The following is a 21,359-nucleotide window of genomic DNA, read 5'->3' on the forward strand; positions in this document are numbered from 1 at the left end:
GACGGGCGCCGCGCGGGAAGGCAGCGCGAAGGCGGGACAGCGCGCGGGTCTCGCAGCCCGCGCGTGCTGGTTCAGACGATTACGCGACCCACTCGTTGATGACCGGCGTATCGAGCGCCGGCGCGCGTTCGGCTTCCTCGAACGTGCGCTTGCTGCACGTCGCGTCGAGGCTGCCCTTGCCGCTCAGCAGCGGGCAGCGGTCGAACACTTCGGCGACCCAGTCGACGAACACGCGCACCTTCGGCGACAGATGGCGGCTGTGCGGATACACGACCGAGATCGGCATCGGTAGCGGCTTGACGCCGGGCAGCACTTCCTTGAGCCGGCCTTCGCGCAGGTGCGGCAGCACCATGAACAGCGGCGGCTGGATCAGCCCGAAGCCTTCGAGCCCGCAGGTCACGTAAGCATCCGCGTCGTTCACCGACACGATGCTTTCCATCTTCATCTCGACTTCCTTGCCGTCGATCAGGAAGGTCCAGTCGATCGTGCGCCCGGTGCGGCTCGAGAAATAGTTGACGGCCTTGTGCTGGCTCAGGTCGTCGATCGTCTTCGGTTCGCCGAAGTGTTCGAGATACGAGGGCGCGGCCACTGTCACGCATTCGAACAGGCCGACCCGGCGCGCGACGAGCGACGAGTCCTGCAGCGCGCCGACGCGGATCACGCAGTCGACGCCTTCCTGCAGCAGGTCGACCGGCCGGTCGGACAGACCGAGCTGCAGGTCGATGTCCGGATAGCGCGTATGAAATTCGCACAGCGACGGAATCACGAGCAGCCGCCCGATCGAGCCCGGCATGTCGATACGCAACTTTCCGTGCGGCTTCCGGTTGTTGGCCTGGAAGCTCGCTTCGGTTTCCTCGACGTCCGCGAGGATCCGTACGCATCTTTCGTAGTACGCGGCGCCGTCCGGCGTCAGCGACAGCCGACGCGTGGTGCGGTGCATCAGCCGCACGCCGAGGAACGCTTCGAGATTCTGGATGATCGTCGTGACGGACGCCCGCGGCAAGCTGAGCGTTTCTGCTGCCTTGGTGAAGCTGCTTGTATCGACGACGCGAGTAAACACCTGCATGGCCTGAAGCCGGTCCATCACAACCTCCGCAATCTAATTTGCCGCCGGAACAAGAAGGCTGCGCTACCTCGTGGGTGAACGCAGCCTCGGATTGTTCGGGGTCGTTGAATTGTGTTGCCGGATTATAGGCATTTATCCCAATGTCTGCCGGACCCAGAATTCGTTCCATCTCGAAATGGATGCTGCATCGTCATGGACGCCTCTGAATTCAGCAAATTCCTGAAAGCCGCGTTGCCCGCGCAAGCCTTGGCGGGCGCGGCGTTGACGGTCGCCGAAGTGGAAATTCCCGGCTACGCGCAGGACATCGTGCTGCGCCTCTACCGCCGCCCGGACAAGACCGGGCTGCCAGTAGTGCTTTATTTCCACGGCGGCGGTTTCGTCCGCGGTTCGCTCGAAGACGCCGATTTCGCCGCGCGTTTTTTAGCAGAACGCTTACCAGCTCTCGTAGTGTCGGTCGATTATTCGCTCGCGCCGGCCTTTCCTTTTCCGGCCGCGCCGGAGGATGCGTATCGCGCGGCCGTGTGGGCCGCGACGCGTGCTCGCGCGTTCGGCGGCAATCCGAAGAAGATCGGTGTCGCGGGCCACGACGCGGGCGGCCAGCTCGCGAACTGTCTGGCGTTCATCGCGCGCGACCGCGGCGAAGTGTCGATCGCCGCGCAGGCGCTGTTCGGACCGATGCTCGACCCGAGCATGACGCGCATCGGCGATGCTGAGCGCCTCGCGTCCGACATCACCGCGCGCGAATGCGCGGCGTGTTATCGCGCGTATCTGCCGCAGGCGGCGCAACGCATGCACCCGTATGCGGCGCCGCTCGAATCGGTGCGCCTCGCGGGGCTGCCGCCGACGCTCGTCGTCACCGCGCAGAACGACGTGCTGCACATCGAAGCGGAGAAATATGCGAGCTGCCTGATTTCGTCGGGCGTGCTCACGCAGGTGATCCGCTATCCGGATATCACGCATGCCGCGCTCGCGACGCACGAAGCCGCATTCGAGGAAGCCGTGCGCTTCTTCCAGTGCCGCTTCCAGGCGCGCCAGCCGAATCGTTCCGAATAACCAAAACCAATCCACGTTTATTGGAGATCCACATGGCCATCCTACGCACCTCCCGTTCCCGAATCGCGACAGCGGCGATCGTGACGCTCGCCGTCGTCGGCCTCGGAACGTTCGGCGCAATGCGCGTGAACGCAAACGCGCCCGAAAAAGCGGCCGCGCCGCTGCCCGAAGTCGACGTCGCGACTGTCGTGCCGCAGACCGTGACCGACTGGCAAAGTTATTCGGGCCGCCTCGAAGCGGTCGAAAGGGTCGACGTGCGCCCGCAGGTGTCGGGCACGATCGTCGCGGTGAACTTCAAGGACGGCGCGCTCGTGAAGAAGGGCGACGTGCTGTTCGTGATCGACCCGCGCCCGTACCAGGCGGAAACCGACCGCGCGGCCGCGCAGCTCGCAGGCGCGCAGGCCCGCAACGGCTACGCGCAGACCGACTGGCAGCGCGCGCAGCGGCTGATCGGCGACAACGCGATCGCGAAGCGCGATTACGACGAGAAGCAGAACGCGGCGCGCGAGGCGAATGCGAACCTGAAGGCCGCCGATGCCGCGCTGGAAACGGCGCGCATCAACCTCGGCTATACGCGGATCACCGCACCGGTGTCGGGCCGCGTGTCGCGCGCGGAGATCACGGTCGGCAACGTCGTGTCGGCCGGCGCATCGGCCGCGCCGCTGACGACGCTCGTGTCGGTGTCGCCGATCTATGCGTCGTTCGATGCGGACGAGCAGACCTACCTGCAATACATCAACGGTGCGCGCGACGGCCGCAAGGTGCCGGTCGAGCTCGGCCTCGCGAACGAAACCGGCTACTCGCGCAGCGGCGTGATCGATTCGGTCGACAACCGGCTCGACACGTCGTCGGGCACGATCCGCGTGCGCGCGCGCTTCGACAACGCCGACGGTGCGCTCGTCCCGGGCCTCTACGCGCGCGTGAAGGTGGGCGGCAGCGCGCCGCACGAAGCGCTGCTCGTCGACGACGCGGCGATCAACACCGACCAGGACAAGAAGTTCGTGTTCGTCGTCGACCAGCAGGGCCGCGTGTCGTACCGCGAAGTGCAGCAGGGGATGCAGCACGGCAACCGGCGCGTGATCGTGAGCGGGCTTTCCGCGGGCGACCGCGTGATCGTGAACGGCACGCAGCGCGTACGGCCCGGCGAGCAGGTGAAGCCGCACATGGTCCCGATGACGGGCGGCGACGCGCCGTCCGCGCCGATCGCGAGCACCGCGAAGCCGGCCGCACCGGCGAAGGCGGATTCGTAAGCGGCACGCCGCTTCGCATCCGCGTTCAACCAGACAGAGCCACACATGAACATTTCCAAATTCTTTATCGACCGACCGATCTTTGCAGGAGTCCTATCGGTGATCGTCCTGCTCGGCGGGGTGATCGCGATGTTCCTGCTGCCGATTTCGGAATATCCGGAAGTCGTGCCGCCTTCCGTGATCGTGAAGGCGCAGTACCCGGGCGCGAACCCGAAAGTGATCGCCGAGACGGTCGCGTCGCCGCTTGAAGAGCAGATCAACGGCGTCGAGGACATGCTCTACATGCAGTCGCAGGCAAACAGCGACGGCAACATGACGATCACCGTCACGTTCAAGCTGGGCACCGATCCGGACAAGGCCACGCAGCTCGTGCAGAACCGCGTGAACCAGGCGCTGCCGCGCCTGCCGGAAGACGTGCAGCGGCTCGGCATCACCACGGTGAAGAGCTCGCCGACGCTGACGATGGTCGTGCACCTGATCTCGCCGGACAACCGCTACGACATGACCTACCTGCGCAACTACGCGCTGATCAACGTGAAGGATCGCCTGTCGCGGATCCAGGGCGTCGGCCAGGTGCAGTTGTGGGGTTCGGGCGACTACGCGATGCGCGTGTGGCTCGATCCGCAGAAGGTCGCGCAGCGCGGGCTGGCCGCCGGGGACGTCGTGCAGGCGATCCGCGAGCAGAACGTGCAGGTCGCGGCCGGCGTGATCGGCGCGTCGCCGTCGCTGCCCGGCACGCCGCTGCAGTTGTCGGTGAACGCGCGCGGCCGCCTGCAGACGGAAGACGAGTTCGGCGATATCGTCGTGAAGACGACGCCGGACGGCGGCGTCACGCGCCTGCGCGACATCGCGCGGATCGAGCTCGATGCGTCCGAATACGGGCTGCGCTCGCTGCTCGACAACAAGCCGGCCGTTGCGATGGCGATCAACCAGTCGCCGGGCGCGAACTCGCTGCAGATCTCGGACGAAGTGCGCAAGACGATGGCCGAGCTGAAGCAGGACATGCCGGCGGGCGTCGACTACAAGATCGTCTATGACCCGACGCAGTTCGTGCGTTCGTCGATCAAGGCCGTCGTGCACACGCTGCTCGAAGCGATCGCGCTGGTCGTGATCGTCGTGATCGTGTTCCTGCAGACCTGGCGCGCGTCGCTGATTCCGCTGATCGCGGTGCCGGTGTCGATCATCGGCACGTTCTCGCTGCTGCTCGCGTTCGGGTATTCGATCAATGCGTTGTCATTGTTCGGGATGGTGCTCGCGATCGGGATCGTGGTCGACGATGCGATCGTCGTCGTCGAGAACGTCGAGCGCAACATCGAGAGCGGGATGAATGCGCGACAGGCGACCTACAAGGCGATGCAGGAAGTGAGCGGACCGATCATCGCGATCGCGCTGACGCTCGTCGCCGTGTTCGTGCCGCTCGCGTTCATGTCGGGCCTGACCGGCCAGTTCTACAAGCAGTTCGCGATGACGATCGCGATCTCGACGGTGATCTCGGCGTTCAACTCGCTGACGCTGTCGCCGGCGCTGTCCGCGATCCTGCTGAAGGGCCATGGCGACAAGGAAGACTGGCTCACGCGCGTGATGAACCGCGTGCTCGGCGGCTTCTTCCGCGGCTTCAACAAGGTGTTCCATCGCGGCGCGGAGAACTACGGCCGCGGCGTGCGCGGCGTGCTGTCGCGCAAGACGCTGATGCTGGGCGTGTATCTCGTGCTGGTGGGCGCGACCGTGCTGGTGTCGAAGGTCGTGCCGGGCGGCTTCGTGCCCGCGCAGGACAAGGAATACCTGATCGCGTTCGCGCAGTTGCCGAACGGTGCATCGCTCGACCGTACGGAGAAGGTGATCCGCGACATGGGTTCGATCGCGCTGAAGCAGCCGGGCGTCGAGAGCGCGGTCGCGTTCCCGGGGCTGTCGGTGAACGGCTTCACCAACAGCTCGAGCGCGGGCATCGTGTTCGTCACGCTGAAGCCGTTCTCGGAACGGCACGGCAAGGCGCTGTCGGCCGGCGCGATCGCGGGAGCGCTGAACCAGCAGTACGGCGCGATGAAGGACTCGTTCGTCGCGGTGTTCCCGCCGCCGCCGGTGCTCGGCCTCGGCACGCTCGGCGGTTTCAAGATGCAGATCGAGGATCGCGGCGCGGTCGGCTATGCGCGGCTCGCGGATGCGACCAACGACTTCATCAAGCGCGCGCAGCAGGCGCCGGAGCTTGGCCCGCTGTTCACGAGCTACCAGATCAACGTGCCGCAGCTCAACGTCGATCTCGACCGCGTGAAGGCGAAGCAGCTCGGCGTGCCGGTTACCGACGTGTTCAACACGATGCAGGTGTATCTCGGCTCGCTGTACGTGAATGACTTCAACCGCTTCGGGCGCGTATACCAGGTGCGCGTGCAGGCCGATGCGCCGTTCCGCCAGCGCGCGGACGACATCCTGCAGTTGAAGACGCGCAACGACAAGGGCGAGATGGTGCCGCTGTCGTCGCTCGTCACGGTGACGCCGACGTTCGGCCCGGAAATGGTGGTGCGCTACAACGGCTACACCGCGGCCGACATCAACGGCGGCCCGGCGCCGGGCTTCTCGTCGGGGCAGGCGCAGGCCGCGGTCGAGCGGATCGCGCACGAGACGCTGCCGCGCGGCGTGCGGTTCGAGTGGACCGACCTCACGTACCAGCAGATCCTCGCGGGCGATTCGGCGATGTGGGTGTTCCCGATCAGCGTGCTGCTCGTGTTCCTGGTGCTCGCCGCGCTGTATGAAAGCCTGACGCTGCCGCTCGCGGTGATCCTGATCGTGCCGATGAGCATTCTGTCGGCGCTGACGGGCGTGTGGCTCACGCAGGGCGACAACAACATCTTCACGCAGATCGGCTTGATGGTGCTGGTGGGGCTGTCGGCGAAGAACGCGATCCTGATCGTCGAGTTCGCGCGTGAACTCGAACACGACGGCAGGACGCCGCTCGAGGCCGCGATCGAGGCGAGCCGGCTGCGGCTGCGCCCGATCCTGATGACGTCGATCGCGTTCATCATGGGCGTCGTGCCGCTCGTCACGTCGACGGGTGCGGGTTCGGAGATGCGCCATGCGATGGGTATCGCGGTGTTCTTCGGGATGCTCGGCGTGACGCTGTTCGGGCTGATGCTGACGCCGGTGTTCTACGTCGTGCTGCGTACGCTCGCGGGCGGCAAGATCCACGTCGCCGGCAAGGATTCGGCTGGCTACGGCGTGGCGGCTCCCGGCGTGCCGGCTTCGGATGCTTGAGGATAGGAAGATGGACAACATGCACAACACGAATGGCCTGATGCGTTTCGCGAAGGTAGCGGCCGCGAGCACCCTGCTCGCGACGCTGCTCGCCGCGTGCGCGGTGGGCCCCGACTACAAGCGCCCGGATGTGTCGACGCCTGCCGCGTTCAAGGAAGCGCCGACGCTCGCCGCGGGCGAACAGGCCGGCACGTGGAAGACGGCCGAGCCGGCGGACGGCGCGCATCGCGGCGAATGGTGGACGGTGTTCGGCGATCCGGTGCTCGATTCGCTCGAGACGCAGGCGCTCGCCGCGAACCAGAACCTGAAGGCCGCGGCTGCGCGTGTCGAGGAAGCGCGCGCGGCGACGCGTTCGGCGCGCTCGCAATGGTTCCCGCAGATCGGCGCCGGTTTCGGGCCGACGCGTGAAGGGCTGTCGTCGGCGTCGCAGTTCCAGCCGCAAGGCACGGGCCCGACCAACGCGACGCTGTGGCGCGCACAGGGCACGGTGTCCTACGAGGCCGACCTGTTCGGCCGTGTCGGCCGCAACGTCGAGGCGTCGCGTGCCGACCAGGCGCAGAGCGAAGCGCTGTTCCGTTCGGTGCAGCTCGCGCTGCAGGCGGACGTCGCGCAGAACTATTTCGAACTGCGCCAGCTCGACTCGGACCAGGACCTGTACCGCCGCACGATGGAGCTGCGCGAGCAGGCACTGAAGCTCGTGCAGCGCCGTTTCAACGAAGGCGACATCAGCGAGCTCGACGTGTCGCGCGCGAAGAACGAACTGGCCACGGCGCAGGCCGATGCGGTCGGCGTCGCGCGCCGGCGCGCGGCCTCCGAGCATGCGCTCGCGATCCTGCTCGGCAAGGCGCCCGCGGATTTCGCGTTCAAGGAAACGCCGATCGTACCGGTCGGCGTGAAGATTCCGGCGGGCCTGCCGTCCGCGCTGCTCGAACGCCGTCCGGACGTGTCGGCGGCCGAGCGCGCGATGGCGGCCGCGAACGCGCGGATCGGGCTCGCGAAGTCGGCGTATTTCCCGAAGCTCGACATCACGGGGGCGTTCGGCTATGAGGCGTCGACGCTCGGCAGCCTGTTCATGTGGTCGAGCCGCACGTTCCTGCTCGGGCCGTTCGCCGGCACCGCGCTGACGCTGCCGCTGTTCGACGGCGGGCGCCGCGCGGCCGGCGTGCAGCAGGCACGCGCGCAGTACGACGAGCAGGTCGCGAATTACCGCCAGCAGGTGCTCGTTGCGTTCCGCGAGGTCGAGGACAATCTCGCCGATCTGCGCCTGCTCGACGACCAGATCCGCGCGCAGGATGCGGCCGTCAATGCGTCGCGCCGCGCGGCGACGCTGTCGCGCACGCAGTATCAGGAGGGCGAGGTCGCCTACCTCGACGTGATCGACAGCGAGCGGTCGGTGCTGGTGTCGCAGTTGCAGGCGAACCAGTTGACCGGCGCGCAGGCCGTGTCGACCGTCAACCTGATCCGCGCGTTGGGCGGCGGATGGGGTGCGGCGCCGACGGCGGTCGGCGACGCGGCGTCGAGCAAGGAGAACGTGGCCGCGCGTTGAGACGCCGACACGCATAGCGAGCCGAGGCGGCAGCCGGAACGGTTGCTGGCCGGGAACTGCCCCGATCCGCGGTAGCGCGGGTCGGGGCTTTTTGTCGTTTGTGGATTTCGGGCGGGGTGGGGGTGTGGCGATCCAGTGGGGGCGGTGGGTAGCATCCGGGTTCGAGGGCTGTTGTCGACCCGGTTGAGTCACTCGTCAGCATGTGACGCTAGTCCGCTGTCTCGTCGATATCAGACATTCGCACGCTGCACTGCAGTCACTAGTACCAGCACGCTACATGACGAGCCTGCAAAACCAGCAAATCTCTATCAGGCGTATGACGGCCCCGGCCCTTGCGTGCGCGCTTCCCTGCCGACCGGGGGCAGCGAGCGGCACGTTGGCGCGATTCCGGGCCCCCTGTGCCTGCTTGACACGCGGCGTCTGCTGTTTCAACGGAAGTTGCACGCCCGACACGAATGCGCCGAAGTTAATGGAGAGTCCGAGGTTTCGCTCGATTTTCGGGTTAGCCGCGGGCCCGGCATCTTTGTGCGCGGCCCGCCGGTAAACGCTGAGGTGCGTTAGTCATTAGTTTGGATCGGTTGGCGTTTTTTGAGGGTTATACGACCTTTGAGCCATTCATTTCAGGCTCCATAATTTGCGCAGGAATCAAGCCGGAATACGAGCACAACCGCGATTGCGCCTTGAGCTCTCGGTTTGATCGATCTCAAGCAAAGAAAGGAGCAGAGAATGAGGCTTAAGAACAAGTCAGCTTTGATTACGGGCGGTACTAGCGGCATCGGTCTGGCGACCGCCAAGCTTTTCATTGCAGAAGGCGCTCGGGTAGCGGTTACCGGTCGCGATGTTGCCGCATTTGAGCGCGTGAAGGCCGAGCTTGGCGAGAATGCGTTAGTTCTCAAGGGCGATGTACGTTCGATCGAGGACATGCGGGCGATTGCCGCAGAGTTAAAAGAAAAGTTCGGCGGCCTGGATGTCGTGTTCGCCAACGCTGGTTGGGCTTTCCCGTCCGCGGTCAATGACATCGATGACGACCTCTACAACGAGATCATGGACATCAACGTCAAGGGCGTGGTTTACACGCTTCAAGCGATGCTGCCGGATTTGCGAGAGGGCTCCTCAGTCATTCTCAACACATCGTTCGTCGCCCAGACCGGCAAGCATGGCATATCGTTGACTGCGGCGGCGAAGGCTGCGGTGCGATCACTTGCCCGTAGTTGGTCCTACGAGTTTCTCGATCGCAAGATCCGGTTCAACGCGATCGCGCCTGGCGGCACGGACACGCCCCTGCTCAGCAAGTGGGGTATGTCGGACGAGGACGTCCGCAACTTCAAAAACGAGTTCGCGAAGACCATCCCGGTTGGCCATCTGGGAAAGGCAGAGGACATTGCCTACGCGGCGCTCTATCTCGCCAGCGACGAATCTTCCTACGTTGTCGGCAGCGAACTGATTGTCGATGGCGGTGCCTCGCAGCTTTAAGCCTGAGCTTTCCGATTCAAGAGCCCAGCACGACCTTCCGGCTCATCCACACCGTGATCACATGTCCACCACGCTTTCTTGTCGTGGTGGTTTTCAATCCGGCCCAACCTGGTTGCGCACGCGGAGGGGTCGAAGCGCAAGGAGAAATGATCTTGACCGACAGTAGCGAAAACAATGCCTCCGGAAAGCCCCTCACCGGAGCAGGTCGTTCGCGCCGCGATATTCTCAAGTTGGGAAGCATCGCCACGCTGGGCGCCGTGCTGGGTGGCGGAGCCCTGCTTGGCCATACCACGCCTGCTCTTGCGCAGGCAGCCAGCAACGGAGAACTTGCGCCGATCGACCCGCTCAACATTTTGATTGTCAATTACGACGGCGGGACGCTTCTCGACTTCGCCGGCCCCAGCGAGATTTTCCACCGGTTACCGAATACGAACGTTCGCTATGCGAGCCTCAATGGGGGCAACGTGACCCTCGAATTCGGAGTCGTGTATGGCAAGACTGAACGACTGGCCGATATCGAGCAGACAGACCTGATTCTGGTGCCCGGCGGGTCCGATTTGACGGCGCCGATGCGGCCCGAGTATCAAGCGCAGATCCGGCGTTTGGCGGAAAGCGCCAAACATGTGACGTCGGTTTGCAACGGATCGCTGGTGCTCGCTGCGACGGGCATTCTCAAGGGTAAGCGAAGCGCCTGCCATTGGGCCTTCGTCAACAAGCTGTCCGAATATGGTGCGATCCCCGTGCCGGATCGATTCGCGGAAGACGACAACGGCCGCTTCATGAGCGGCGGCGGCGTGACGGCGGGCATCGATTTCGCACTTCGCGTCGCAGCGAAGCTGCGTGGTCAACAGGCCGCCGAATTCACGCAACTCGTGATCGAATACGATCCCGCTCCGCCGTTCCATTCCGGTCATCCCAGAGACGCACGGCAGGAAGTCGTCGCGATGGTCGACAAAGAACTGCCCGGTGCATCCAGGGGGCTCGCACGAATCCCAGGCGTTAGCTGAGATGCCCGCAGGCAATGTCTGTGAGTACTCGCACGGGTTTCGATGAAGCCGCCGCCGACATTGCTTGCCTCACCTGCCCAATCTGGCGCAGCCCCTTCGATTTAAATCCTGATCGGAAATTCTCAAATGCAACAGATTCGTCGTTTTGCTGCAGCCCTTGCAGCCTGCTTTTCCTTTTTCGCGTTTGCCGTGCCAGCAATTGCTGGCGGCCCGCAGCCTCGAACCGAAGCGGCCATCAAAGCCGAGAACGCGCGATGGGCAGATGCCTTTGCGCGAGGGGACTATGAGGCGATAGGCCGTCTGTATACCAACGACGGCGCACTCCTGCCGCCCGGCGGCGACAGGGTGACGGGTGGCAGCGCGATTGCCGCGTACTTCGCCAAGGGGTATGCCGGGGCAAAACCCGACACCGTATCGTTCAGCAATTACGAGTTCTACGGTAACGACCGCATCGTGACGGAGGTCTCGGATGCGGAAATCCGTGACCATGTTGGAAACCTTAAATACAGTGGTAAGCAGATCCTCCTCTTTCTCAAGGAGGGCGGCGCGTGGAAATTGCATCGCGACATCTGGAATGATTACGCTACCCAGAAATCCGATGGCCGTTGAGCGCCTGGCGATATAGGTAGCCACGTACCGCGAGCGCCAGTAGGCCGGCGCTCGATCAGCGCGCACTGTTCAATCTGCTCTCGCGCCGGATCGCCTGCGGAGGGTGGCCATGCAGTTTGATGAAGGCCCTCCGCATCCGTTCCGGATCAGTGAATCCTACAGCCAGAGCAATTTGTTCGATCGGTTCGCTACCATCCTGCAGGCGCAGCCTCGCAGCTTCAACCCGCAAGCGTTCGACCGCCTTGGCAGGTGTTTCACCAGTTTCCCGGCGAAATGCTCGTCCGAACTGTCGCAGACTTAATCTTGCCGCATCGGCGAGTCGTTCTACAGGTAACGCTTCAGCCAAATGTTCCCTGGCAAAGTTCAGGGCGATGCGGATACGATCCGATTCCGGCTCCATTTGCGACATAGCGGAGAATTGGGACTGCCCTCCTGGTCGACGATACGGAACAACCAAAAGCCTGGAAACAGCGCGCGCAATATTCGAACCCAAGTCTCTTTCAATCATGCCGAGCGCCAGGTCTATTCCGGAGGCGATTCCCGCCGACGTCCAAATACGGCCGTCCACGATATAGATACTATTGCCCTCGACCCTGGTGCGGGGGAAGCGCGACTGCAATAGAGCAGCGTATCGCCAGTGTGTCGTTGCTCTCAATCCATCCAGCAAGCCGGTTTCCGCAAGCAGAAACGCTCCCGTACACACGCTTGCCACCCGCGAGGCCCTGGCGCCCAATTTCCTGGCAGCGGCGATGTTCTCCGATGTCTGCATCGGATCTATATCACCGCCCACGAAGACGACGGTATCAAACGTGCGCTTTCCGATCGGCTTTGTCTCGATCGAAAGGCCCGTATTGCCAGGAACCGGACCTCCAGACTGCGAGATTACATGAAGATCATACGGAGTATGGCCAGCGACTGCGGCCACCTGATTAAAAGCCGAAAGTGGTCCACCGAGATCAAGAGCATCGTGGCCACGGCAAACGAAAAATCCAATTCGATGCATGACGAAATCGTTAGTGGAAGACCCAAGAAAGGCGTATTTTACAAAAAACCCTCGAATAGCGTCATGCGGCGTGTAATGAGGGAAAATCGTCATTTGTGCCCTCATCGACCAGCCTGCAGCCGATGGTGGTAACGGCGCAGGCACGTCTTCAGCCTCGAGGAGGTGGACGTTCGTTCTGGCCGTCATCGCAGCCACCACGTCGCGCATATTGGCTGCAAAAGGTCTGCGGATTCAACCCGTCGATGCAACGCACTTGAGGCTGCATAGCAGCGAGGAGTGTTGCAACAGAACAGGTGATTGCGCTGGCCAAACACGTCGTCAGTCATATGCAGGCGACATTTCCAGGTTGGCGCGAAGTCTATTTCGTTTTGACGCGCCGAGCGATTCCCAGTATGGGGTGCGAGCGTTCTGCACCACGACAGGCGGCATCGAATTGATCCCGACGATGCAGCATCGGGATTTCATTGGCGGCATTGTGCGCATCGGCGTGCAACTGCGCGACGCGTTATCGAACAACGGAAAGAAATTTCGCGTCTGCCTCCTTCGTGCCAACTCTCGGTATTCCTATCGAATGGATTGCGAGTGGAACGACTCCACGAGATGGAACATCACCAAACTCAACGGGGCGTCGGGTCTTCCGGATGGACTGGATGCGCTCGCCCCACTGGACTGATGCCATGCTTCGTGGCCGACCTCGGACACCCCAACGCTCTCCCGCCAATCCTCGGCGGCCTCGTTTGACACCCGGCACACCGCGCTGCACTAAGCGCGCTCCTCCGGCAGCACGTCCGTGCGTTCCGCGATCAGCACCGCATATCGCCCGACCGCATCGGCGATGCGCTCCGCCAGCACGGGGTCGCGCACCGCGCGGGCGAGCGTGACGCCGCCTGAAAGCAGCGCGAGGAATGCGATCGCGCGGTCGTCGTCGGGTGTGTCGCCCAGTCCCGACGACACTTCGTCGACGATCTGCCGCAATGCCTGTTCATACGCGTCGCGCGTGTCGTCGTCGGCGCGCATCACCTCGGGGGACAGGCTCGGCAGCGCACAGCTTTCGCCGAGTTCGCAGGTGCGCCGCGGCCCGAGATAGAACGACACAAATGGCCGCCGCCAGCGCGCGCCATGCTCGGCCTTGAATATCGCGACACCTTGCCGGAGCTGGTCGAGGCCGGCGAGGACGACGCTGCGGAACGCTTCGCCTTTCGATTTGAAATGTCCGTAGAACGCGCCGTTGGTGACACCCGCCGCCTTCGTCAGCGGGCCGATGCCGGAGCCGCCATATCCCTCCTGACGGAACAATCGGCTCGCGGCTTCGAGGATGCGCGCGCGGGTTTCGTGCTTGTGCTCGACGGAATAACGCATGACAGGCTCGCTTCAGAGCGATCACTCTTTATCTTGCATAGAGAGCGATCAGTGTCTAATGTATAGAGAGTGACTGATATTTATATCACGTCACGATTCCGATGACCTGACCAGGAGGAAGTGCGATGCCGATTACGCTGACAGTATCCGAAGGAGTTTTCACGCCGGACGACGAAGGGCCGGTGTTTGCCGAGCTGACCGATGCGCTGCTGGATGTCGAAGGATTGACCGGGAATGCGTTCCTGGCGCCGAACGTGGTGGGCACGCTCAACGTGCTGCCGCGGCACCGGACCTTCGTGCATGGACGCGCGGAGCCCGCCGCATTCGTCGAACTGAAGCTTCCCGCCGTGGCGCTCGCGGCGCCCGACAAGCAGCGGCAATTCGTCGAACGGGCGACCGCGATCGTGCTGCGCCGCGCAGGCGGGCGGCTGATGCCGGCGCAAGTCTGGGTGAATGTCGTCCATGCCGTCGACGGTGGATGGGGGATTGCCGGACGGCGCTACGACAACGCGTCGCTCGTCGATTCGATCCAGAGTGCGGCGGCTGCGCAGTAACTGCAACTAACGGTCGAGCCATCATACGTCGACCGACGGTGCGGCGGCGATCGCCGCCGCACCGCTCGGGCATTGCCGCCTGCAGCGCGCAGGGCGGCAATCCGCCATCCCGCGAACCGGGCCTGCTTCGACGAACCGGCAGCGTTCGAGCGCGTCACGTTCCCGCGAACGCAGTTCCCATCGGCTTCGTCCGCATGCCCCGCGCGAGGCGGGTCCACGGCAGGTCCGCGGGGTCGGCCTGCATCGGCCCCGGTGCCTTGGCGACCAGCACCGCATGCGCGATGTCCTGGAAGTCGGCGCGGAAATGCACCGAGCTCTTGTTGACCAGGATCTTCATCGCTTCCGGCTCGACGCCGCCCACGCGATACAGATTGCGATCGAGCATCTGCGCCTTGCCGCCGCTCACGACGATTCGCACGCCGTCGATCCGCAGACAGGCCACCGGCCCGACGTCGGCCTGCATGCCGTTCATCATCGGGCCGTCGTAGCGGCACACGCCGTCGGACAGCGCGACGACCTCGAAGCGCCCGTGAAACGGTTCGTCACCGGGCACGCCCGAGCCGCCGAGCGACAGTTCGAGGCTGGCGCCGACACCGGCTCGCCAGGCTGCCGCAGCAGCAGCCGGATCCCACAGCAAGCCCAGCGCCGCGTCGCGCGCGCCGTTGCGCAGCAACGCGCGAAGCAGGCCCGTCGTATTGGAATCGCCGCCCGCGCCGGGGTTGTCCTGCGTGTCGGCGATCACGACGGGCTTGCTCGCGCCCTCCGCGAGCCGCATGGCCTCGCGCACGGCGTCGTCGGGCGACAGGAACGGCACCTGCCACTTCGCCTCGTCGGCCAGCATCTTGTCGTACAGCGCCTGCACGGCCGTGTCGATCGCGTCGGTGTCACCGTAGCCCCAGATAACCGGCCCGCATTCGGGGAAATCCGCTGCCGGAAAGCCCGGCGCGAACGACAGCGAGACCACACCGCCCGTCTCCAGCGCCGCGAGGCGCGCATACATGTCGTGCGCGGGATCGAGCAGCGTGCACATCCCGTTGATCGGAATCAGGAACGGCAGCCGCCGCGCCGCGCGACGCAGCGGGCCGCCGCCCGCGAGCAGGCGTTCGAGCAGCACGGCCGCGCGTTCGCCGGTCTCGGCCATGTCCACGTGCGGATAGGTGCGAAAGGCCACCAGCGCGTCGGCACGGCTCAGCATCAGGTCGGTCACGTTCGCGTGCAGGTCGAGCGAGGCGACCACCGGCACGGCCGGGCCGATCGCGGTGCGGACACGGTCGAGCAAGGTCCCTTCGCCGTCGTCCGTATGTTCGGCGACCATCGCGCCGTGCAGATCGAGATACACCGCGTCGCAGCCGCCGCGTCGCGCCGCGTCGACGATCTCGGCGGCAATGCGCTCGAACGCATCCTCGGTGACATGCGCCGACGGGCTCGCGCCCGCCCAGATCACCGGCAGCAAGGTCCAGCCGCGCCGCTTGGCAGCGTTGATGAAGCCGCCCGCCGGAATGTTGACGTCGCGCAGCGCGAGCACGTCCGAGCCGCGCACCAGGGCCGGAAACCCCTCGCCGCGTTCGAAGTTTGCATAGGCGGCCTTGGTGGGCGCGAAGGTGTTGGTTTCGTGTTGGAAACCGGCAATCAGGATGCGTGTGGTCATGAAACTGATTCCAGGAAAACGATGGATGCGGGCGGTACGCGCCCGCCGGCGCGGCCGGCGGTACGGCGGCCGCGCGGCGGCGCGTCATGTCATCGCGCCGCGGCGGGCAGGCGGTTCATGATCAGCGCCACGGCGCCTGCGACCATCAACGCGACGATGACGAGCAGCCCCGCCTGCATGCTGCCGGTCGCGGTGCGGATTTCGCCGATGACGGTCGGGCTGAGGAAGCCGCCGAACAGGCCGATCGTGTTGATGAGCGCGATGCCGCCCGCGGCTGCGTTGCCCGTCAGGTATTGCGACGGGATCGCCCAGAACACCGTGTAGGCTGCCCACAACAACGCCGTGGCGATCGTCATGCAGACGAGCGATACCGCAAGGTTGCCGCCGGCGAAGGTCGCGGCGGCCAATGCGGCGGCGCCTGCCAGCGCCGACACGGCGCTGTGCAGCCGACGTTCGCCGCGGCGGTCCGAGCGCCGGCCGATCACGAGCATCGCGCATGCGGCGCCGATGTACGGAATCATCGAATAGAAGCCGATCTGCATCGTGTCGGTCACGCCGTTCGCCTTGAGGATCGACGGCAGCCAGAAGCTGACCGCGTAGATTCCGCAGATCATCGTGAAGTACGCGAAGGCCAGCAGGTAGACGCGCGGGTCGCGCGCCGCCTGTCCGAACGCGTGGTGACCGGCCGCGGGCGCTTGCAGTTCGGCCGCGAGCAGGCTTTTCTCGCGCTCGGTCAGCCACGCCGCATCGGCCGGCCGGTCGGCCAGCACCTTGAGCACGAGCACGCCGAGCACGGCGCACGGCAGGCCCTCGACGACGAACATCCATTGCCAGCCGGCCAGCCCGTGCGCGCCGTCGAGGGCGGTCATCAGCCAGGTCGAGAGCGGCGAGCCGACGATGCCGCCGATCGGGCCGGCGAGCATCACGACGGCCATCACGCCGGCCATTCGCCGCGGGCCGTACCAGTAGGTCAGGTAGAAGATCATGCCCGGCGCGAAGCCGGCTTCGAACACGCCGAGCAGGAAGCGCAGCACGTAGAACGACGTCACGTCGTGCACGAACATCATGGCGGCTGACGTCAGGCCCCACAGCACCATGATCCGGCTGATGGTCTTGCGCGCGCCGATCCTGGGCAGCATCAGGTTGCTCGGAATCTCGAACAGCACGTAGCCGAGGAAGAAGATGCCCGCGCCGAGGCCGTAGGCCGCGTCGGAGAAGCCGAGCGCGTTTTGCATATGGAGCTTCGCGAAGCCGATGTTCACGCGATCCAGATACGCGAACGTGTAGCACAGCAGCAGGAGCGGCAGCAGGCGCCAGTTCAGCTTGCGATACAGCGCCTGCACGGGCGCGCTGTCCTGCGCGGCCGGATGGCGGGAGGATGAAACGGCGGACATGTCTGTCTCCAGTGGCGTGAGCGTCTTGCGGCATCGATCTCGATTGCCGCATCGTCGGAGAGACGAAAAAGCAGAGCAAGAGCAACTTAAGTGAGCTAATGTTGCTCGACAGGCAACACATACCGCAAACCGGAATCTCCATGCGCGAACTGAACCAGCGCCGCTTGCGCTACTTTCATGAAGTCCTGACCCACGGCTCGATCCGCGGCGCGGCCGACAGCATCAATACCGCGCCGTCCGTGATCACGCGGCAGATTCGCCTGCTCGAGGAGGAAATCGGCGTCGTGCTGTTCGAGCGCCAGGCGCGCGGCGTGCGCCCGACCGAGGCCGCCGCGCATCTGCTCGAATACTGGCGCGGCTGCCGCTCGCAGCAGGAATTGTTCGAGGAGCGCCTGCAGGCGTTGCGGCGGCTGCAATCCGGCCAGGTGCGTATCGTGACCAGCGAGGGCTATGTCGACGTGCTGATGGACGAGGTGCTGACCGATTTCTGCATGCGCTATCCGAAGCTCGACGTGATCGTCGACGTGCTGCCCGTCAACAGCGTGCTTCAGGAGGTGGCCGAGAGTCGCGCGCATGTCGGGCTTGCGTACAACCCCCCGGCCCATCCGGAGATCGAGTATCTCGCCACCTCGTCGCAGCCGGTGGTGGCGCTCGTTCACGCCGGCCATCCGCTCGCGGTGCGCGGCGGTGCGGTCCGCGCGCACGAACTCTGCGAGTATCCGCTCGCGCTGATGCCGCCGGCATTCGGCCTCGGCCAGGTTGCGCAAATGCTCGCCTATACGGAGAACCTGTCGATCCGCCCGACGCTGACGACCAATTCCCTCGCCGTGCTGCGCCACTTCGTGAAGCGCCATGACGGGATCACGCTGATCGGCGCGTTCGCGGCGTACCGGGAACTGGAGAGCGGCGAACTCGTCGCGCTGCCGATCGCACATCCGTTATTCGATTCCGCCAAGGCGCGACTGCTGGTTAAGGTGGGGCGGACACTCGGCGTCGCGGCCGACACGTTGCTGAACTGTCTGCTGCACGACATGAAGATGTTCGCGGCGCACGGCGCGGGTCGGGGCAAGGCCGCCAAGCGGCCGCCGACGGCCAGACGCGCGCGCTAGTTGCCTCGCGCCGCCGCCGCCGGCGCCGTTCAGGCAGCGTCGCCGGCAGCCCGCAGCGCGCGAACCAGTTCGCTCGCCGCCTTGCCGAGCCCCGTGTGCTTCGGCCGCCGCAGGTACACGGGCAGTGGCAGCCCGTTGCGGATGTTCGCGAACGCGAGCGGCGCGAGTTCGCCTTCGGCAACGTATCGGCCGATCACGGATTCGGGCAGGTTCGCCCAGCCGTGACCGGCTGTCACGAGCGCGATCGCCGTGGCCATGTCGGTCACTTTCCACGTCCGGTTGCCGATCACGGGCCGCACGTCGGTCAATGGCCGCTCCGGATCGGCGATCACGATCTGCCGGAAGCCCGACAGCCGCTCGATCGCTTCAGGATGCGCGGCTTCGGCGATCAGCGGATGACTCGGCGCGGCGACGGCGACGAGCGTTTCGGTCCACAGCGCGTGGATCTGTTCCTGCGGATGCAGGTCGAGTCCGCCGTACGCGACGCACAGATCGACGGCGGCACGATGCAGCGCGTCGACGATCGCGTCCTGCGGCGCCGTAACGACACTGATCGCGAGCGCCGGGTACTTCGCGGCGACGGCCGTCAGCGCGCGGGCGACGGGTGCGCCGTCGATCTCCGCCGCGAGCCCGAGCCGCAGCGTGTCCTCGACGCCTTCCGACAGGTGCTGCGCATGCGCGCGCAGCGCGTGCAGCCGTTCGGCGATCGAGCGTGCATCGGGCAGCAGCGCGGCCATTGCGGCAGTCGGCGTCGGTTCGCGCGTGCCGCGGTCGAACAGCACGAGGTCGAGTTCGGCCTCGAGGTTCGCGATCGCCATGCTGACCGCCGACGGCGTGCGGCCGAGTGCGCGCGCGGCCGCCGAGAACGAGCCTTTGTCGATGACGGTCAGCAGCATGTCGATGTGGTCGCTGGTCAGTACGCGTTGCCTCCTGTCAGAAAAATTGAAAGGACCTGACTTTTGCGGACGCGATACCCGCTGATAGTCTCGCCACCTTGTTCGCTAGAAGGTGGATGGTCATGCAAGGGTGGAAGAGACGCATAGTCTACGTCGTGATGTTCGAGGTGCTCGGCATCCTGGTCGCGTCGTCGGTGCTCGGCATGCTGAGCGGCGCGAGCGCCGAAACGAGCGGCCTGCTGGGCGTGATGATCTCGACGACGGGCGTTACCGTCAATTTCCTGTACAACCTCGCGTTCGAGGCGTGGGAGCGGCGGCGCGCGGCGACGACGCGCACTGTGGGGCGGCGCGTGCTGCACGCGGTCGGGTTCCAGGTCGCGCTCGTGACGTTCCTGATCCCGCTGATCGCGTGGTGGCTCGACGTGTCGCTGCTGCAGGCGTTCCTGTACGACGCGGTGCTGATCGTGTTCTTCCCGATCTTCACGTTCGCGTACAACTGGTCGTTCGACAGCGTGTTCGGGCTGCCCGATGCGGTGACGCGCAAGGCCGAGCCGGTTGCGTAAAGCGGTGCAGGGAATATCGGCTGGCCGAACGTGCCGGCGGATCGCCGAAAGCGACGCGCCGGCAACGCGCGTCGTGCGGAAACGAAACGGGGAAGATCGGGCGGAACGAACGCCGCCCGGGAAATTACGCGGCGATGAACGCGTGCACGTAGCGGTTGAACACGGCGGGGCTCGCCGCATTCATCCCGTGCGACGCGCCGGCGACGGTCTGCCGTTGCGCATCGCCGATCCACTGCGACAGCGTGTCGACGTTGTTGCGGAACATCTTCGGGCTGCGCTGGCCGTCGATCAGCAGCGTGCGGCACGCGATATCGCCGGCCGTGTGCTGCGAATACGCGGGCAGCGGGTCGCGCAACTGCTTCGGCAGCGTGCTCGCGTTGTCGATCGCCATCGTGCGGAAGCGCGACGTGCTCTTCTTCCACGCGCCCGGCAGGCTCACCGAATCGACGAACATCTCGAGGCCGGACTCGACGTCGCCTTGCCCGATCAGGTTCACGGCCTTCGTGCGCAGTGCGATCGCGGCGGCCGGCAGCGCGGCTTCGCGCACGCCTGGCTGCTGCAGCGGGCCGCCCGGATCGGCGAGCGTCAGCGACTCGACGAGCTGCGGATGCTGGCGCGCGACGTTGAACGCGACGCTGCCGCCACGCGAATGGCCGACCAGGTGTACGGGGCCGAGATCGAGTGCATCGATGAATTCGGCGAGCTCGTCGACATGGTTCTGCCAGCTGAACTCGTCCTGGATGCCCGCTTCGACGGCCGGCCAGTAATGGCTGAGGCTCGGCGCGATGCAGCGGTAGTGGGCCGACAGCGACGCAAGCTGCGGATCCCAGTAGCGGTAGTCGCACAACGAGCCGTGCACGAACACCATCGGCGCGCCGCTGCCCCGCTCGACATACGGCAGGCTGATGCCTGACGAAAGCGTCGCAAATTGCAGGTCGGGGTTCGCGAGCACGGACGGCTCGATTCGCATGTTCATGGCTGAAAGACTCAAAGGTGCGTCAACACGACGCAACTATGCATCACGGCGACCTGCAAGGAAAACGCATAATTTTCATCGTGACGATCAATTTTATTGATGGCTGTGCCGGAAACCCCTGTCGGAGCGTGCGCATGTGTCGAAGCCTTCAATCATCTAACGATTTATTTCGGCGCCGAAAGGGCGCGCGGCGGCCTGCGCGCATGCGCAAACGCACCGGAAAATGAGGGGAAGCAGGGGCTGCGCGTCAACGCACCGTCAACGCGGGCGCGGCCTGAAGCTCGACGGGCAGATCGTTGTCGGCCGCGAACTGCATCGCGAAGTCGAATGCGTCCGCGCATACGCCGCGCAATTCGTCCGACACGAACAGGCATTTTGCGCCGCCGTCGACGACCGGCATCGCGAGCCGCGACAGCGCGCACGGATAGCCGGGCCGCCGTTCGCCGACGAACAGCGTGATGACGCCCGCGAGGCGTTCGGGCCAGTCGCTGGGGCGGAAGGTCTTCTGCGCGCGCGTGACGCCGCGGATCAGGTGGCCGTGGGTTTGGCCGATGAGGCGGCCGTGTTCGGTGACTTCGATGCGATCCATGCTGTTGTGCGTGTCCTA

19 protein-coding genes are annotated in these 21,359 nt (G+C 65.1%); 11 read left to right on the forward strand and 8 right to left on the reverse strand.

Annotated features, from left to right (window positions below; genetic code table 11):
* Positions 1-79 precede the first annotated feature (79 nt).
* The gene (gene ceoR, locus JYG32_RS29410) at positions 80-1,084 is read right to left on the reverse strand and encodes a putative multidrug efflux transcriptional regulator CeoR (protein WP_174380752.1); all 1,005 of its coding nucleotides are present in this window, start codon (positions 1,082-1,084) and stop codon (positions 80-82) included.
* Positions 1,085-1,258: 174 nt separating this feature from the next.
* On the opposite strand from ceoR, the gene JYG32_RS29415 reads away from it, so the two are divergent.
* The 7 genes from JYG32_RS29415 (at position 1,259) to JYG32_RS29445 (ending at position 11,250) form a co-directional block, all read left to right on the forward strand.
* Positions 1,259-2,119: an alpha/beta hydrolase gene (locus JYG32_RS29415; RefSeq protein WP_174380753.1), complete on the forward strand. Its 861-nt coding sequence runs from the start codon at positions 1,259-1,261 to the stop codon at positions 2,117-2,119.
* Positions 2,120-2,151: 32 nt separating this feature from the next.
* Positions 2,152-3,369, forward strand: coding sequence for a multidrug efflux RND transporter periplasmic adaptor subunit CeoA (ceoA, locus tag JYG32_RS29420; RefSeq protein ID WP_213265946.1), 1,218 nt, complete (start codon positions 2,152-2,154; stop codon positions 3,367-3,369).
* A 45-nt stretch (positions 3,370-3,414) separates the two neighbouring features.
* Complete coding sequence (ceoB, locus tag JYG32_RS29425) at positions 3,415-6,615, forward strand: multidrug efflux RND transporter permease subunit CeoB (RefSeq protein WP_213265947.1); 3,201 nt, start codon at positions 3,415-3,417, stop codon at positions 6,613-6,615.
* A gap of 10 nt (positions 6,616-6,625) precedes the next feature.
* The gene (gene opcM / locus JYG32_RS29430; RefSeq protein WP_174380756.1) at positions 6,626-8,161 is read left to right on the forward strand and encodes a multidrug efflux transporter outer membrane subunit OpcM; all 1,536 of its coding nucleotides are present in this window, start codon (positions 6,626-6,628) and stop codon (positions 8,159-8,161) included.
* A 726-nt stretch (positions 8,162-8,887) separates the two neighbouring features.
* Complete coding sequence (locus JYG32_RS29435; RefSeq protein WP_174380757.1) at positions 8,888-9,634, forward strand: SDR family oxidoreductase; 747 nt, start codon at positions 8,888-8,890, stop codon at positions 9,632-9,634.
* Between the two features lie 152 nt (positions 9,635-9,786).
* Positions 9,787-10,641: a DJ-1/PfpI family protein gene (locus tag JYG32_RS29440; protein WP_213265948.1), complete on the forward strand. Its 855-nt coding sequence runs from the start codon at positions 9,787-9,789 to the stop codon at positions 10,639-10,641.
* 126 nt (positions 10,642-10,767) lie between these two features.
* Positions 10,768-11,250 (forward strand): YybH family protein, encoded by a 483-nt coding sequence (locus JYG32_RS29445; RefSeq protein WP_174380759.1) that lies wholly within the window; start codon positions 10,768-10,770, stop codon positions 11,248-11,250.
* A 55-nt stretch (positions 11,251-11,305) separates the two neighbouring features.
* Here JYG32_RS29445 and JYG32_RS29450 read toward each other — a convergent pair whose 3' ends face one another.
* The gene (locus JYG32_RS29450; RefSeq protein ID WP_213267506.1) at positions 11,306-12,253 is read right to left on the reverse strand and encodes a GlxA family transcriptional regulator; all 948 of its coding nucleotides are present in this window, start codon (positions 12,251-12,253) and stop codon (positions 11,306-11,308) included.
* A 397-nt stretch (positions 12,254-12,650) separates the two neighbouring features.
* On the opposite strand from JYG32_RS29450, the gene JYG32_RS29455 reads away from it, so the two are divergent.
* Positions 12,651-12,926 (forward strand): hypothetical protein, encoded by a 276-nt coding sequence (locus JYG32_RS29455; RefSeq protein ID WP_213265949.1) that lies wholly within the window; start codon positions 12,651-12,653, stop codon positions 12,924-12,926.
* Between the two features lie 89 nt (positions 12,927-13,015).
* Here the strand turns inward: JYG32_RS29455 and JYG32_RS29460 are convergent, their stop codons facing one another.
* Positions 13,016-13,612 carry a TetR/AcrR family transcriptional regulator gene (locus JYG32_RS29460; RefSeq protein WP_174380761.1) on the reverse strand — a complete coding sequence of 199 codons (597 nt, stop codon included), beginning with the start codon at positions 13,610-13,612 and terminating at the stop codon, positions 13,016-13,018.
* Positions 13,613-13,737: 125 nt separating this feature from the next.
* Here JYG32_RS29460 and JYG32_RS29465 point away from each other — a divergent pair, with 125 nt between their 5' ends.
* On the forward strand, positions 13,738-14,166 hold the full coding sequence (locus tag JYG32_RS29465; protein WP_213265950.1) for a Tautomerase enzyme: 429 nt from the start codon (positions 13,738-13,740) through the stop codon (positions 14,164-14,166).
* 154 nt (positions 14,167-14,320) lie between these two features.
* Here JYG32_RS29465 and JYG32_RS29470 read toward each other — a convergent pair whose 3' ends face one another.
* On the reverse strand, positions 14,321-15,814 hold the full coding sequence (locus JYG32_RS29470; protein ID WP_174380763.1) for a M81 family metallopeptidase: 1,494 nt from the start codon (positions 15,812-15,814) through the stop codon (positions 14,321-14,323).
* 89 nt (positions 15,815-15,903) lie between these two features.
* Positions 15,904-17,208 carry an MFS transporter gene (locus JYG32_RS29475; RefSeq protein WP_213265951.1) on the reverse strand — a complete coding sequence of 435 codons (1,305 nt, stop codon included), beginning with the start codon at positions 17,206-17,208 and terminating at the stop codon, positions 15,904-15,906.
* A 140-nt stretch (positions 17,209-17,348) separates the two neighbouring features.
* Here JYG32_RS29475 and JYG32_RS29480 point away from each other — a divergent pair, with 140 nt between their 5' ends.
* Positions 17,349-18,317 carry a LysR family transcriptional regulator gene (locus JYG32_RS29480; RefSeq protein ID WP_213265952.1) on the forward strand — a complete coding sequence of 323 codons (969 nt, stop codon included), beginning with the start codon at positions 17,349-17,351 and terminating at the stop codon, positions 18,315-18,317.
* Positions 18,318-18,346: 29 nt separating this feature from the next.
* Here the strand turns inward: JYG32_RS29480 and JYG32_RS29485 are convergent, their stop codons facing one another.
* A complete protein-coding gene (locus JYG32_RS29485; protein ID WP_213265953.1) occupies positions 18,347-19,213 on the reverse strand; it encodes a LysR family transcriptional regulator in 867 nt (288 codons plus the stop codon).
* A 122-nt stretch (positions 19,214-19,335) separates the two neighbouring features.
* Here JYG32_RS29485 and JYG32_RS29490 point away from each other — a divergent pair, with 122 nt between their 5' ends.
* Entirely contained in the window at positions 19,336-19,776 is a 441-nt protein-coding gene (locus JYG32_RS29490) for a PACE efflux transporter (protein ID WP_213265954.1), read from the forward strand.
* A 124-nt stretch (positions 19,777-19,900) separates the two neighbouring features.
* On the opposite strand, the gene JYG32_RS29495 is transcribed toward JYG32_RS29490, so the two are convergent.
* Both JYG32_RS29495 and JYG32_RS29500 read right to left on the reverse strand, forming a co-directional pair.
* Entirely contained in the window at positions 19,901-20,752 is an 852-nt protein-coding gene (locus JYG32_RS29495; RefSeq protein ID WP_174380768.1) for an alpha/beta fold hydrolase, read from the reverse strand.
* A gap of 247 nt (positions 20,753-20,999) precedes the next feature.
* Positions 21,000-21,341: a DUF3579 domain-containing protein gene (locus JYG32_RS29500; protein WP_213265955.1), complete on the reverse strand. Its 342-nt coding sequence runs from the start codon at positions 21,339-21,341 to the stop codon at positions 21,000-21,002.
* Positions 21,342-21,359 lie beyond the last annotated feature (18 nt).

The organism is Burkholderia pyrrocinia (genome assembly GCF_018417535.1).
Classification (GTDB): domain Bacteria; phylum Pseudomonadota; class Gammaproteobacteria; order Burkholderiales; family Burkholderiaceae; genus Burkholderia; species Burkholderia pyrrocinia_E.

Coding starts and splice junctions, on each gene's coding strand:
- JYG32_RS29435 (WP_174380757.1), top strand. CDS start 8,888: ATGAGGCTTAAGAACAAGTCAGCTTTGATTACGGGCGGTACTAGCGGC.
- JYG32_RS29450 (WP_213267506.1), bottom strand. CDS start 12,253: ATGCATCGAATTGGATTTTTCGTTTGCCGTGGCCACGATGCTCTTGAT.
- JYG32_RS29415 (WP_174380753.1), top strand. CDS start 1,259: ATGGACGCCTCTGAATTCAGCAAATTCCTGAAAGCCGCGTTGCCCGCG.
- JYG32_RS29445 (WP_174380759.1), top strand. CDS start 10,768: ATGCAACAGATTCGTCGTTTTGCTGCAGCCCTTGCAGCCTGCTTTTCC.
- JYG32_RS29475 (WP_213265951.1), bottom strand. CDS start 17,208: ATGTCCGCCGTTTCATCCTCCCGCCATCCGGCCGCGCAGGACAGCGCG.
- ceoA (WP_213265946.1), top strand. CDS start 2,152: ATGGCCATCCTACGCACCTCCCGTTCCCGAATCGCGACAGCGGCGATC.
- JYG32_RS29470 (WP_174380763.1), bottom strand. CDS start 15,814: ATGACCACACGCATCCTGATTGCCGGTTTCCAACACGAAACCAACACC.
- JYG32_RS29490 (WP_213265954.1), top strand. CDS start 19,336: ATGCAAGGGTGGAAGAGACGCATAGTCTACGTCGTGATGTTCGAGGTG.
- JYG32_RS29460 (WP_174380761.1), bottom strand. CDS start 13,612: ATGCGTTATTCCGTCGAGCACAAGCACGAAACCCGCGCGCGCATCCTC.
- JYG32_RS29500 (WP_213265955.1), bottom strand. CDS start 21,341: ATGGATCGCATCGAAGTCACCGAACACGGCCGCCTCATCGGCCAAACC.
- JYG32_RS29485 (WP_213265953.1), bottom strand. CDS start 19,213: ATGCTGCTGACCGTCATCGACAAAGGCTCGTTCTCGGCGGCCGCGCGC.
- ceoB (WP_213265947.1), top strand. CDS start 3,415: ATGAACATTTCCAAATTCTTTATCGACCGACCGATCTTTGCAGGAGTC.
- JYG32_RS29465 (WP_213265950.1), top strand. CDS start 13,738: ATGCCGATTACGCTGACAGTATCCGAAGGAGTTTTCACGCCGGACGAC.
- ceoR (WP_174380752.1), bottom strand. CDS start 1,084: ATGGACCGGCTTCAGGCCATGCAGGTGTTTACTCGCGTCGTCGATACA.
- opcM (WP_174380756.1), top strand. CDS start 6,626: ATGGACAACATGCACAACACGAATGGCCTGATGCGTTTCGCGAAGGTA.
- JYG32_RS29480 (WP_213265952.1), top strand. CDS start 17,349: ATGCGCGAACTGAACCAGCGCCGCTTGCGCTACTTTCATGAAGTCCTG.
- JYG32_RS29495 (WP_174380768.1), bottom strand. CDS start 20,752: ATGAACATGCGAATCGAGCCGTCCGTGCTCGCGAACCCCGACCTGCAA.